11 protein-coding genes are annotated in these 12,574 nt (G+C 70.9%); 1 reads left to right on the top strand and 10 read right to left on the bottom strand.

The genetic code is table 11. The annotated features are described in order from the left end of the window. Nucleotides 1–8: 8 nt before the first annotated feature. From carB to pyrR, 6 genes are all read right to left on the bottom strand, one after another. Nucleotides 9–3,320 (bottom strand): carbamoyl-phosphate synthase large subunit, encoded by a 3,312-nt coding sequence (carB, locus tag AC5L3C_RS31535; protein ID WP_493652455.1) that lies wholly within the window; start codon nt 3,318–3,320, stop codon nt 9–11. Continuing rightward, entirely contained in the window at nt 3,313–4,470 is a 1,158-nt protein-coding gene (gene carA, locus AC5L3C_RS31530; protein WP_493652453.1) for a glutamine-hydrolyzing carbamoyl-phosphate synthase small subunit, read from the bottom strand. The genes carB and carA overlap by 8 nt, the downstream gene beginning before the upstream one ends. After that, a complete protein-coding gene (locus tag AC5L3C_RS31525) occupies nt 4,467–5,027 on the bottom strand; it encodes a PH-like domain-containing protein (protein ID WP_493652451.1) in 561 nt (186 codons plus the stop codon). The genes carA and AC5L3C_RS31525 overlap by 4 nt, the downstream gene beginning before the upstream one ends. Continuing rightward, a complete protein-coding gene (locus AC5L3C_RS31520) occupies nt 5,024–6,319 on the bottom strand; it encodes a dihydroorotase (protein ID WP_493652449.1) in 1,296 nt (431 codons plus the stop codon). The genes AC5L3C_RS31525 and AC5L3C_RS31520 overlap by 4 nt, the downstream gene beginning before the upstream one ends. 5 nt (nt 6,320–6,324) lie before the next feature. Continuing rightward, a complete protein-coding gene (locus AC5L3C_RS31515) occupies nt 6,325–7,305 on the bottom strand; it encodes an aspartate carbamoyltransferase catalytic subunit (RefSeq protein WP_493652447.1) in 981 nt (326 codons plus the stop codon). Between the two features lie 101 nt (nt 7,306–7,406). Then, complete coding sequence (gene pyrR, locus AC5L3C_RS31510; RefSeq protein WP_125508198.1) at nt 7,407–8,006, bottom strand: bifunctional pyr operon transcriptional regulator/uracil phosphoribosyltransferase PyrR; 600 nt, start codon at nt 8,004–8,006, stop codon at nt 7,407–7,409. Nucleotides 8,007–8,270: 264 nt separating this feature from the next. Here pyrR and bldD point away from each other — a divergent pair, with 264 nt between their 5' ends. Beyond that, nucleotides 8,271–8,774, top strand: a complete 504-nt coding sequence (gene bldD, locus AC5L3C_RS31505; protein WP_006131213.1) for a transcriptional regulator BldD — start codon at nt 8,271–8,273, stop codon at nt 8,772–8,774. Between the two features lie 264 nt (nt 8,775–9,038). On the opposite strand, the gene nusB is transcribed toward bldD, so the two are convergent. From nusB to AC5L3C_RS31485, 4 genes are all read right to left on the bottom strand, one after another. Further along, nucleotides 9,039–9,470: a transcription antitermination factor NusB gene (gene nusB, locus AC5L3C_RS31500; protein WP_493652444.1), complete on the bottom strand. Its 432-nt coding sequence runs from the start codon at nt 9,468–9,470 to the stop codon at nt 9,039–9,041. A gap of 2 nt (nt 9,471–9,472) precedes the next feature. Beyond that, a complete protein-coding gene (gene efp, locus AC5L3C_RS31495; RefSeq protein WP_125508195.1) occupies nt 9,473–10,039 on the bottom strand; it encodes an elongation factor P in 567 nt (188 codons plus the stop codon). 70 nt (nt 10,040–10,109) lie between these two features. Then, nucleotides 10,110–11,216, bottom strand: a complete 1,107-nt coding sequence (locus tag AC5L3C_RS31490; protein WP_493652442.1) for an aminopeptidase P family protein — start codon at nt 11,214–11,216, stop codon at nt 10,110–10,112. A gap of 457 nt (nt 11,217–11,673) precedes the next feature. Further along, complete coding sequence (locus tag AC5L3C_RS31485; RefSeq protein ID WP_493652440.1) at nt 11,674–12,453, bottom strand: Pro-rich N-terminal domain-containing protein; 780 nt, start codon at nt 12,451–12,453, stop codon at nt 11,674–11,676. Nucleotides 12,454–12,574 lie beyond the last annotated feature (121 nt).

Raw genomic sequence — 12,574 nt, 5'->3', positions numbered from 1 at the left:
GGGGGCTGCTAGTCGTCGCGGGCCGCGGTGAGATGTTCCGCGTGTTCCTGGAGCGAGCGGACTCCCACGTCCCCGCGGTTGAGCGCGTCGATGCCCTGGACGGCGGCGGCGAGCGCCTGGACCGTCGTCAGGCACGGCACGGACCGGGCCACGGCGGCCGTACGGATGTCGTAGCCGTCGAGGCGGCCGCCGGTGCCGTACGGGGTGTTGACGATGAGGTCGACCTCGCCGTCGTGGATGAGCTGGACGATGGTCCGCTCGCCGTTCGGTCCGGTGCCCTCGGAGTGCTTGCGCACCACGGTGGCGTTGATGCCGTTGCGCTTGAGGACCTCGGCGGTGCCGGAGGTGGCGAGCAGTTCGAAGCCGTGCGCCACGAGCTCCCGCGCGGGGAAGATCATCGAACGCTTGTCGCGGTTGGCGACCGAGATGAAGGCGCGGCCCTTGGTCGGCAGCGGGCCGTAGGCGCCGGCCTGCGACTTGGCGTACGCCGTGCCGAAGACGGTGTCGATGCCCATGACCTCGCCGGTGGAGCGCATCTCCGGGCCGAGCACGGTGTCGACGCCACGGCCGTGGATGTCCCGGAAGCGGGACCAGGGCATCACGGCCTCCTTGACGGAGATCGGCGCGTCCAGCGGCAGCTCCCCGCCGTCGCCCCGCGCCGGGAGCAGGCCCTCGGCGCGCAGCTCGGCGACGGTGGCGCCCAGCGAGATCCGCGCGGCGGCCTTCGCCAGCGGCACCGCGGTCGCCTTCGAGGTGAAGGGGACGGTGCGCGAGGCGCGCGGGTTGGCCTCCAGGACGTAGAGGATGTCCCCGGCCAGCGCGAACTGGATGTTGATCAGACCGCGCACCCCGACGCCGCGCGCGATGCCCTCGGTGGAGGCGCGCAGCCGCTTGATGTCGAAGCCGCCGAGCGTGATCGGGGGCAGGGCGCACGCCGAGTCGCCGGAGTGGATGCCGGCCTCCTCGATGTGCTCCATGACGCCGCCCAGGTACAGCTCCTGGCCGTCATAGAGGGCGTCGACGTCGATCTCTATGGCGTCGTCGAGGAAGCGGTCGACGAGGACCGGCCGGGAGGGGCTGATCTCGGTCGACTCGGTGATGTAGGCCTCCAGCCGGTTCTCGTCGTAGACGATCTCCATGCCGCGGCCGCCCAGCACGTAGGACGGGCGGACGAGAACCGGGTAGCCGATCTCGTCGGCGATGGCCTTGGCCTCGGCGAAGGTGGTGGCGGTGCCGTGCTTGGGGGCGGGCAGCCCGGCCTCCTTGAGGACCTGGCCGAAGGCGCCGCGGTCCTCGGCGGCGTGGATGGCCTCCGGGGAGGTGCCGACGATCGGCACGCCGTTGTCCTTGAGCGCCTGGGACAGGCCGAGCGGGGTCTGGCCGCCCAGTTGCACGATGACGCCCGCGACCGGTCCGGCCTGCCGCTCGGCGTGCACGACCTCCAGGACGTCCTCCAGGGTGAGCGGCTCGAAGTAGAGCCGGTCGGAGGTGTCGTAGTCGGTGGAGACGGTCTCCGGGTTGCAGTTGACCATCACGGTCTCGTAGCCGGCGTCGTGCAGCGCGAAGGAGGCGTGGACGCAGGAGTAGTCGAACTCGATGCCCTGGCCGATGCGGTTCGGGCCGGAGCCGAGGATGATCACCGCGGGCTTCTCGCGGGACGCGACCTCGGTCTCCTCGTCGTAGGAGGAGTAGAAGTACGGCGTCCGCGCGGCGAACTCGGCGGCGCAGGTGTCGACGGTCTTGTAGACGGGGCGGATGCCCAGCGCGTGCCGGACCTCGCGGACCACGTCCTCGCGCAGGCCGCGGATCTCGCCGATCTGGTGGTCGGAGAAGCCGTGCCGCTTGGCCTCGGCGAGCAGCTCGCGGGTCAGCTCGGGGGCCTCGGCCAGTTCGTCGGCGGTCTCCTTGATGAGGAACAGCTGGTCGACGAACCAGGGGTCGATCCTGGTGGCCTCGAAGACCTCCTCGGGCGTGGCGCCCGCGCGGATGGCCCCCATGACCGCGTTGATCCGGCCGTCGGTGGGACGGATTGCCTCGCGCAGCAGTTCGGCCTTGTCGCCGGGCTCGCCGACGAAGGAGAACTGGCTGCCCTTCTTCTCCAGGGAGCGCAGCGCCTTCTGGAAGGCCTCGGTGAAGTTGCGGCCGATGGCCATGGCCTCGCCGACCGACTTCATGGTGGTGGTGAGGGTGGAGTCGGCGCTCGGGAACTTCTCGAAGGCGAACCGGGGGGCCTTGACGACCACGTAGTCGAGCGTGGGCTCGAAGGAGGCCGGGGTCTCCCGGGTGATGTCGTTGGGGATCTCGTCGAGGGTGTAGCCGACGGCGAGCTTGGCCGCGATCTTGGCGATCGGGAAACCGGTCGCCTTGGAGGCGAGGGCCGAGGAGCGCGAGACGCGCGGGTTCATCTCGATGACGATGACCCGGCCGTCCACGGGGTTCACCGCGAACTGGATGTTGCAGCCGCCGGTGTCGACGCCGACCTCGCGGATGATCGCGATGCCGACGTCGCGCAGCACCTGGTACTCGCGGTCGGTCAGCGTCATGGCCGGCGCGACGGTGATGGAGTCGCCGGTGTGCACGCCCATGGGGTCGAAGTTCTCGATGGAGCAGACGACCACGACGTTGTCGTTCTTGTCGCGCATCAGCTCCAGCTCGTACTCCTTCCAGCCGAGGATGGACTCCTCCAGGAGCACCTCGGTGGTCGGCGAGAGGGCGAGGCCCTGACCCGCGATGCGGCGCAGCTCGTCCTCGTCGTGGGCGAAGCCGGAGCCGGCGCCGCCCATGGTGAAGGACGGGCGGACGACGACCGGGTAGCCGCCGAGTTCCTCGACGCCCTTGAGGACGTCGTCCATGGAGTGGCAGATGAAGGAGCGGGCGGACTCGCCGTGGCCGATCCTGCCGCGGACGGCCTCCACGACCTCCTTGAACTGGTCGCGGTCCTCGCCCTTGTGGATCGCCGCCACGTTGGCGCCGATCAGCTCGACGCCGTACTTCGCCAGGACGCCGTTGTCGTGCAGGGAGATGGCCGTGTTGAGGGCCGTCTGGCCGCCCAGGGTGGGCAGCAGGGCATCGGGCCGCTCCTTTGCGATGATCTTCTCGACGAACTCGGGGGTGATCGGCTCGACGTAGGTGGCGTCGGCGATCTCCGGGTCGGTCATGATCGTCGCGGGGTTGGAGTTGACCAGGACGACCCGCAGGCCCTCGGACTTCAGGACGCGGCACGCCTGGGTGCCGGAGTAGTCGAACTCGGCGGCCTGGCCGATGACGATCGGGCCGGAGCCGATGACCAGGACGGACTGGATATCGGTGCGCTTAGGCACGCTGGCCCTCCATCGGAACGGTGCTCATCAGAGAGGTGAAGCGGTCGAACAGGTAGGCGGCGTCGTGCGGACCCGCTGCCGCTTCCGGGTGGTACTGGACGCTGAAGGCCGGCTTGTCGAGGAGCCGGAGACCCTCGACCACGTTGTCGTTGAGACACACGTGGGTGACCTCGGCGCGGCCGTAGGGGGTGTCGGAGACCGTGTCCAGCGGGGCGTCGACGGCGAAGCCGTGGTTGTGCGCGGTGACCTCGACCTTGCCGGTCGTACGGTCCTGCACCGGCTGGTTGATGCCGCGGTGGCCGTACTTCAGCTTGTAGGTGCCGAAGCCGAGGGCGCGGCCGAGGATCTGGTTGCCGAAGCAGATGCCGAACAGGGGCGTGCCGCGCTCCAGCACGCCCCGCATCACGGAGACGGGGTGGTCGGCGGTGGCGGGGTCGCCGGGGCCGTTGGAGAAGAACACGCCGTCCGGGTCGACCGCGTACACGTCGTCGACGGTGGCGGTGGCGGGCAGCACGTGCACCTCGATGCCGCGCTCGGCCATCCGGTAGGGGGTCATGCCCTTGATGCCGAGGTCGACGGCGGCGACGGTGAACTTCTTCTCGCCCTGCGCGGGGACGACGTACGCCTCCTTGGTGGCCACCTCGGCGGAGAGGTCGGCGCCCTGCATCTCGGGGGCCTGGCGGACCTCGGCGAGCATGGTGCCCTCGTCGGGCAGGGCGTTGCCGGAGAAGATGCCGACGCGCATGGCGCCGCGCTCGCGCAGGTGGCGGGTGAGGGCGCGGGTGTCGATGCCGCAGATGCCGACCACGCCCTGCGCGGCCAGCTCCTGGTCCAGCGAGCGCTTCGAGCGCCAGTTGGACGGCACGCGCGCGGGGTCGCGCACGACGTAGCCGGAGACCCAGATCTTGCGGGACTCCATGTCCTCGTCGTTGACGCCGGTGTTGCCCACGTGGGGGGCGGTCATCACGACGACCTGGCGGTGGTACGACGGGTCGGTGAGGGTCTCCTGGTAGCCGGTCATGCCGGTGGAGAACACCGCTTCGCCGAAGGTCTCCCCCACAGCCCCGTAGGCGCGGCCGCGGAAGATCCGGCCGTCCTCCAGGACGAGTACGGCGGGAACCTTGGCGGTTCCCCTGGTGGAGGTTGTCATCGTGCGCCTTCCGTCTTGTTGATCATGTGGTTGAGGGCGTCCACCCACTCGTGGTGCTCGGCCGCGTGGTCGGAGCGGAATCCGGAGTCGATCAGCCTCTCGCCGTGCGCCCAGGTGACGACCAGCAGCCCGCCCTCGGTGAGGACCTTGCCGGCGATGCCCTTGTCGAGCCGGGCCCCGCGCAGCGCGTCCGCCGGGACGAAGAAGTCGTCCGCGCCGGGACGCACCACGTCGATTCCCGCGTCGGTGAGCGTCAGCTCGGCCCGGCTGCGGGTGCCCAGGCCGTGCGCCACGATGCGGTCCAGCCACTGACCTGCGGTGGTCGAGCCGTGGTAGCGGCCGCTCATGCTCAGTCTGGCGGGGCCGGGGTCGTCCGGCGCGCTGTGCAGCTCGGGCAGGTCGCTCTGGAGGGTGCCGCGCCACTTCCAGCCCTCGCGCATCAGCCAGTAGACGAGCGCGACGAAGAGGGCGAGTCCGACGACCCAGCCGATCCGGGCGGCCCAGTCGGTCACTTCCGCCGATTCCTTCTCGGCGGCCAGCAGGATTACAGGTGTCACGTGAGCTTCCCGTCGACGAGCGTGGCCGTGCCCCGGAGCCAGGTGTGGGTGACACGGCCCGGCAGCTCACGGCCCTCGTAAGGAGTGTTGCGGCTGCGCGAGGCGAAGCCCGCGGGGTCCACGGAACCACGGTATGCCGTGTCGACGAGGGTGAGGTTGGCGGGCTCACCTGCCGAGACGGGACGGCCGTGGCCCTCGGCGCGGCCGATGCGCGCGGGCTCGAAGGACATGCGGTCGGCGACGCCGGCCCAGTCCAGCAGGCCGGTGTCGACCATCGTCTCCTGGACCACCGACAGCGCGGTCTCCAGGCCGACCATGCCCATGGCGGCGGCGGCCCACTCGCAGTCCTTGTCCTCGTGCGGGTGCGGGGCGTGGTCGGTGGCGACGATGTCGATCGTGCCGTCGGCGAGCGCCTCGCGCAGGGCCATGACGTCGCGCTCGGTGCGCAGCGGCGGGTTCACCTTGTAGACCGGGTTGTACGACCGGACCAGCTCGTCGGTGAGGAGGAGGTGGTGCGGGGTGACCTCGGCGGTGACGTCGATGCCGCGGGACTTGGCCCAGCGCACGATCTCGACGCTGCCCGCCGTGGACAGGTGGCAGATGTGCACGCGGGAGCCGACGTGCTCGGCGAGCAGCACGTCCCGGGCGATGACCGATTCCTCGGCGACGGCGGGCCAGCCGCCGAGTCCGAGTTCGGCGGAGACGACGCCCTCGTTCATCTGGGCGCCCTCGGTGAGGCGGGGCTCCTGCGCGTGCTGGGCGACGACGCCGCCGAAGGCCTTCACGTACTCCAGGGCGCGGCGCATGATCACGGCGTCGTGGACGCACTTGCCGTCGTCGGAGAAGACGGTGACGCCGGCCGCGGAGTCGTGCATGGCGCCCAGTTCGGCGAGCTTCTGCCCCTCCAGGCCGACGGTGACCGCGCCGACGGGCCGCACGTCGCAGTAGCCGTGCTCCTTGCCGAGCCGCCAGACCTGCTCGACCACACCGGCGGTGTCGGCGACCGGAAAGGTGTTGGCCATGGCGAACACGGCGGTGTAGCCGCCGCTCGCCGCCGCTCGGCTGCCGGTGAGCACCGTCTCGGAGTCCTCGCGGCCTGGTTCGCGCAGGTGCGTGTGCAGGTCGACCAGGCCCGGGAGCAGCACCTTGCCGGCGGCTTCGACGATCTCGGCGCTCCCGGCGTGCTCCGCGGCCAGGTCCGGGCCGACCGCCGCGATGACGGCGCCGTCGATCAGTACGTCCTGCGGCTCGCCGCCGAGCACCTTCGCACCACGGATCAGGATCTTGCTCATGGTTGTTACTTCTCCTCGGTGGTACGGGCGTGGGTGACGGCGGGTTCGTTGCCGCCCAGGAGCAGATAGAGCACGGCCATCCGGATGGAGACACCGTTGGCGACCTGTTCGATCACGGTGCAGCGGTCGGAGTCCGCCACCTCGGCGGTGATCTCCATGCCGCGGACCATCGGGCCGGGGTGCATCACGATGGCGTGCTCGGGCATCCGCGCCATGCGCTCGCCGTCGAGGCCGTAGCGGCGCGAGTACTCCCGCTCGGTGGGGAAGAACGCGGCGTTCATCCGCTCGCGCTGGACGCGCAGCATCATCACGGCGTCGGACTTGGTGAGCGTGGAGTCCAGGTCGTACGCGACCTCGCAGGGCCAGGTCTCGACGCCGACCGGGAGCAGGGTGGGCGGGGCGACGAGGGTGACCTCGGCGCCGAGGGTGTGCAGCAGGTCCACGTTGGAGCGGGCGACCCGGCTGTGCAGGACGTCACCGACGATGGTGATCCGGCGGCCGTTCAGGTCCTGGCCGAGCCCGGCGTCGCGGCCGACCAGTCGGCGGCGCATGGTGAAGGCGTCGAGCAGCGCCTGGGTGGGGTGCTGGTGGGTGCCGTCGCCCGCGTTGATGACGGCGGCGTCGATCCAGCCGGAGGTGGCGAGGCGGTACGGGGCTCCGGAGGCGCCGTGCCGGATGACCACCGCGTCCACGCCCATGGCTTCCAGGGTCTGGGCGGTGTCCTTGAGGGACTCGCCCTTGGAGACGCTGGAGCCCTTGGCGGTGAAGTTGATGACGTCCGCGGACAGGCGCTTCTCCGCGGCCTCGAAGGAGATCCGCGTGCGCGTGGAGTCCTCGAAGAAGAGGTTCACGACGGTGCGGCCGCGCAGGGTGGGCAGTTTCTTGATCGGCCGGTCGGCGACCCGGGCCATCTCCTCGGCGGTGTCGAGGATGAGGACGGCGTCGTCGCGGGTGAGGTCGGCGGCCGAGATGAGATGACGCTGCATCTGTCAGGCTCCGTAAGGCAGTTCAATGAGGCGAAATCGGGCAGACGGGGACGCGCGAGGGCGTGCCGAGCCGGCGCGCGCCGCTGCGTGCGCGCGCTGTGCTACTGGGAGGTCCGCTTGGCGCCGAGCAGCACGGTGTCGCGACCGTCCTCCTCGGCGAGCAGGACCTTGACCGTCTCCCGCAGCGACGTGGGGAGGTTCTTGCCGACGTAGTCGGCGCGGATGGGCAGTTCGCGGTGGCCGCGGTCGACGAGGACGGCGAGCTGCACCGCGCGGGGGCGGCCGATGTCGTTCAGCGCGTCGAGGGCGGCGCGGATGGTGCGGCCGGAGAACAGCACGTCGTCGACGAGGACGACCAGCCGGCCGTCGATGCCGTCACCGGGGATCTCGGTGCGGGCGAGTGCGCGCGGCGGGTGCATGCGCAGGTCGTCGCGGTACATCGTGATGTCGAGCGAGCCGACCGGGACCTTGCGCTCGGTGATCTGCTCCAGCTTGGCGGCGAGCCGCTGGGCGAGGAAGACGCCTCGGGTCGGGATGCCGAGGAGCACCACGTCGTCGGCGCCCTTGGCGCGTTCGACGATCTCGTGGGCGATGCGGGTCAGCACCCGGGCGATGTCGGGGGCCTCGAGGACGGGGCGGGCATCGGGGGTCGGGTGCTGGTCTTGCGATGGCGAGGGGTTGTGCGGGCCCTGCTTGTCCATACGAAACGGACCTCCTTCTCCGCCTCACGGGACGGACCTTAAAGGACGTCGGATTGCTTCACACAGGCTATCAGGCCCGGATTCGCCCGGAGCGACACCCCCTGTCACTCCAATGGAGTAGCCGATCTTCGCTACCACGGAAGAGTCGGTGTGGACCATTCGGCTTGACGCATCAGAGTAACGCTGCGTAACCTCACAGTGAGTTACCAGCCGCGCGGCATGGAAATCGGCCAGAGCCGCGTCGACACAGTGCCGGGGAGCTATATGTCCAGCGAATACGCCAAACAGCTCGGGGCCAAGCTCCGGGCGATCCGCACCCAGCAGGGCCTTTCCCTCCACGGTGTCGAGGAGAAGTCCCAGGGCCGCTGGAAGGCGGTCGTGGTCGGTTCGTACGAGCGTGGCGACCGCGCCGTCACCGTGCAGCGCCTCGCGGAGCTGGCGGACTTCTACGGCGTTCCGGTGCAGGAGCTGCTGCCGGGTACGACCCCGGGCGGCGCCGCCGAGCCGCCGCCGAAGCTGGTCCTGGACCTGGAGCGGCTGGCCACGGTGCCGGCCGAGAAGGCGGGACCGCTGCAGCGCTACGCGGCGACGATCCAGTCCCAGCGCGGCGACTACAACGGCAAGGTGCTGTCCATCCGCCAGGACGACCTGCGCACCCTCGCCGTCATCTACGACCAGTCGCCGTCGGTCCTCACCGAGCAGCTCATCAGCTGGGGTGTCCTGGACGCGGACGCCCGCCGCGCGGTGGCCTCGCACGAGGACGCGTAGGCGTTCCACGCCGAGCGCTTCACGGGTGCGTGCGCTTCGCGGGTGTGCGCTTCACGGGTACGTGGAGGGGCTGCTCGCAGAAACGTGCCGCCGGGGTGACGGGAGCCTTCGTGGGTTCCTGTCACCCCGGCGGTTTTTTCGTGCGCCGTGAGGTTGCGGTCGTGACGTCGCGGCCTGACGATGCGGCTCTGACGTTGCGGTTATGAGGCTGCGTCCGTGCCGGGGCGCGCCTGGCACGCCGGGTGCGCCGTGCGCCGGGTGCGATCAGGCCTCGCGGCGGAGGGTCGGCTTGAGCTCCTTGAAGCGGCCCAGCAGGCCGTTCACGAAGGACGGGGATTCGTCCGTCGAGAACTCCTTCGCCAGCTGCACCATCTCGTCGAGGACCACCGCGTCCGGCGTCTCGTCGACCCAGATCAGCTCGTAGGCGCCGAGACGCAGGATGCTGCGGTCCACGACCGGCATCCGGTCCAGGGTCCAGCCGACCGAGTACTGGGCGATCAGCTCGTCGATGCGCTGCGCGTGCTTCGCGTAGCCCTCGACGAGCTGCATCGTGTACTCGCTCACCGGCGGCTGCCGGGTGTCGGTCCGGGAGTGCCGGATCCAGTCGGCGAGGACCGTCAGCACCTCGATGCCGCGCTGGTCGCCCTCGAAGAGGATCTGGAAGGCACGCTTGCGGGCCGTGTTGCGGGCAGCCACGGTTAGCTGTTCACCCGGCCGAGGTAGTCGCTGGTGCGGGTGTCGACCTTGATCTTCTCACCGGTGGTGATGAAGAGCGGGACCTGGATCTGGTGGTCGGTCTCCAGGACGGCGGGCTTCGTGCCGCCGGTGGAGCGGTCGCCCTGCACGCCCGGCTCGGTCTCCTTGACCGTCAGCTCGACGGCGGCGGGCAGCTCGACGAAGAGCACCTCGCCCTCGTGCTGCGCCACGGTGGCCTCGAAGCCCTCGACGAGGAAGTTGGCCGCGTCGCCGACCGTCTTGCGGTCGACGTGCAGCTGGTCGTAGGTCTGCATGTCCATGAAGACGAAGTACTCGCCGTCCATGTACGAGAACTGCATGTCGCGCTTGTCGACGGTGGCCGTTTCGACCTTGACGCCGGCGTTGAAGGTCTTGTCGACGGTCTTGCCGGACAGCACGTTCTTCAGCTTGGTGCGCACGAAGGCCGGGCCTTTGCCGGGCTTGACGTGCTGGAACTCGACGACGGACCAGAGCTGGCCGCCTTCGAGCTTGAGCACCATGCCGTTCTTGAGGTCGTTCGTGGAAGCCACGGTTGCGGAATCTCCTGGACTGGACTGACGTGGACGACGGCCGGGGCGGGGGCAGGCGCACAGCGCGGGGCTAGAGCGCGAGCAGCTCCTTGGTCGTGATGGTGAGTAGCTCGGGTCCGCCGTCCGCCTCGGGGCGCACGACGAGCGTGTCATCGATCCGGACACCGCCCCGGCCGGGGAGGTGGACCCCCGGTTCGACGGTGACCGGCACGCAAGCGTCCAGTTTACCCATGGCCGCAGGGGTCAATTGAGGGTCCTCGTCGATTTCCAGTCCGACGCCGTGGCCGGTGGCCGCGGGGAGGGCCTCGGCGTAGCCGGCGGAGTCCAGGACCTGGCGTGCGGCGCGGTCCACGTCGCGGCAGGCCGCGCCGGGGACGAGGGACTCGCGGCCGGCACGCTGGGCCGAGAAGACGAGGTCGTACAGCTCGATCTGCCAGTCCGCGGGGGCGGTGCCGATGACGAACGTGCGGCCGATCTCGCAGCGGTAGCCGCGGTAGGTGGCGCCCAGGCAGACGGAGAGGAAGTCGCCCTCCTCGACGCGGCGGTCGGTGGGGCGGTGGCCGGGGCGGCCGGCGTGGGGGCCGGTGGCGACGGAGGTGGGGAAGGCGGGGCCGTCGGCGCCGTGGTCGACGAGGCGGCGCTCCAGTTCCAGGGCGAGGTGGCGTTCGGTGCGGCCGACGAGGATGGATTCCAGGAGTTCGCCGAGGGCCTGGTCGGCGATCTCCGCGCCGATGCGGAGGCAGGAGATCTCTTCCTCGTCCTTGACGACTCTGAGCCGTTCGACCGCGCCGGCGATGCCGGTGAGGCGCAGGTGAGGGGCGACCGAGCGGATCTCGCGGTGGCGGGTGACGGTGAGGTGGTGCTCTTCGACGGCGAGGGAGTCGGCGCCCTGGTCGACGGCGAGGCTCGCGGCGACGACGGCGGGGTCGCCGGTGAGGCCGGGCATCACGTGCAGGCGCAGCGAGTCGTCGGGGCGGGTGTGCGGGGAGCGGTCGTCCGGGGGGTCGGCGCTGACCAGGACGTCCTCGGTTCTGCCCAGGAGGAGGACGGCGCCCTCGGGGGCGGCGCCGGCGAGGTAGCGCACGTTGGCGGGGCGGGAGACCAGGGCCGCCTCGCTGCCGCCCGCGGTGCAGCAGTCCCGTAGCCGCGTCCGGCGGATCGCGTAGACCTCTGACATTCTTCGAGCGTAGGAGGGGTAGGGGGATGTCGCCGGTCGAGCGGGGCCGAGTGGGGGGCGCTGCGGCGGCGTGGGGTCGGGGTGCGGGGTCGGGGCGGAGGCCGCCGCGGTCGCGCCCCTCCGGTGCTGCCGCGGTGACCGGCGCGGGGACCAGCTGAGCGGCGGCCTCCGCCCCCTCGGCGCCGTCCGCGACTGCGGGTCGCGGTGGCTGCGGGCAGTCGTGCCGCTCCCCAGCTGCGGGCAATCGTGCCGCTGGGGCGGTGGGGGTACCTCCGCTCGAGCGACGTCGAGAGTGGGGGAGGGTGGGCGATGGGGGTACCTCCCGCTCATGGGGGTACCTCCCGCTCGAGCGAAGCCGAGAGTGGGGGAGGAGCCGAGAGTGGGGGAGGCACCCCGCTGGCGCGGGTGAGTGAAACGCCGGACGGTCACCCATGGCGCCGGGGCGCTGCAAACCCGGTCACCACTGGGGCGGGCTCGCTATGGAGCGGGTCAGGACCTCGTCCAGGACTCGGGCCGTTTCGGGTATGTCCAGCTGGGAGTTGTCGATGATGGGCAGACCCGAGCCGTACCAGCCGGCCATGCGCCCGTGGATCCGGGCGACTTCCTCGTCGCTCAGACGCCGATTCCCCGAGCGCTCGGCGTTGCGTTCGAGGACGATGTCCAGCCCGGGGAGCAACACCACCGGCAGCAGCCCCGGACCCACGTGCCGCTTCCAGCCGCCGAGGCCCACGACCGGGCGGTCGGGAAAGACCGCGTCGTCGAGGATGCACGAGATGCCGTTGGCCAGGAAGTTGCGCGCGGCGAAGCCGCAGGTGCGGCGGGCCAGGCGGTACTGCGCCTCGGAGTTGTCGTTCCACCCGGACTGCGGGTCGGCGAAGCCCGAGCGGACCCACTCGCGTACGTCGTCGAGACTGATGTGCGCGGTCGGCACCCGGCGGTGGTCCGCCCAGTACTTGGCCACGCTCGTCTTGCCCGCGCCCGCGGGGCCGATGAGCAGCACCGCGATGATCGTCGCGGCCGGGTCGGGCGCGGCCGGTGCCTGCGGCATCGCGACCGGGCCGCCGGGCGGCAGGGGCACATGGCCGGTGGTGTCCGGGGGCGGCGGGGGCACGGGATAGCCCGCGGGCGCGGGTCCCGGGTGCCCGCCCGGGTGGTGTGCGGCCGGTGACCAGCCGACGGCCGGTCCCTGCCCCGGCTGGTGGGGCGGCGGCAGCGGAGAACCCACTGCGTGCTGCATCCGGTGCCACTCCGTCTCGTACAGGCGATGGGCGCTGACAGCGGGGGTTCCCGCCTGCTACCGAACGGTACCGTCCCCTGCGGTCGTTGTGTGAACGGCCGAGGGCCGTGATGAGTGCCCG

The sequence above is a fragment of the Streptomyces speibonae genome (assembly GCF_984686075.1).
Note: the sequence above shows the minus strand (reverse complement) of the source record. Positions and strands in the feature narration are given on the sequence as shown.

Excerpts from the sequence above, each read along its gene's own strand:
- carA (WP_493652453.1), bottom strand. The coding sequence starts at position 4,470 with ATGACAACCTCCACCAGGGGAACCGCCAAGGTTCCCGCCGTACTCGTC.
- AC5L3C_RS31520 (WP_493652449.1), bottom strand. The coding sequence starts at position 6,319 with ATGAGCAAGATCCTGATCCGTGGTGCGAAGGTGCTCGGCGGCGAGCCG.
- AC5L3C_RS31515 (WP_493652447.1), bottom strand. The coding sequence starts at position 7,305 with ATGCAGCGTCATCTCATCTCGGCCGCCGACCTCACCCGCGACGACGCC.
- pyrR (WP_125508198.1), bottom strand. The coding sequence starts at position 8,006 with ATGGACAAGCAGGGCCCGCACAACCCCTCGCCATCGCAAGACCAGCAC.
- bldD (WP_006131213.1), top strand. The coding sequence starts at position 8,271 with ATGTCCAGCGAATACGCCAAACAGCTCGGGGCCAAGCTCCGGGCGATC.
- AC5L3C_RS31490 (WP_493652442.1), bottom strand. The coding sequence starts at position 11,216 with ATGTCAGAGGTCTACGCGATCCGCCGGACGCGGCTACGGGACTGCTGC.
- AC5L3C_RS31485 (WP_493652440.1), bottom strand. The coding sequence starts at position 12,453 with ATGCAGCACGCAGTGGGTTCTCCGCTGCCGCCGCCCCACCAGCCGGGG.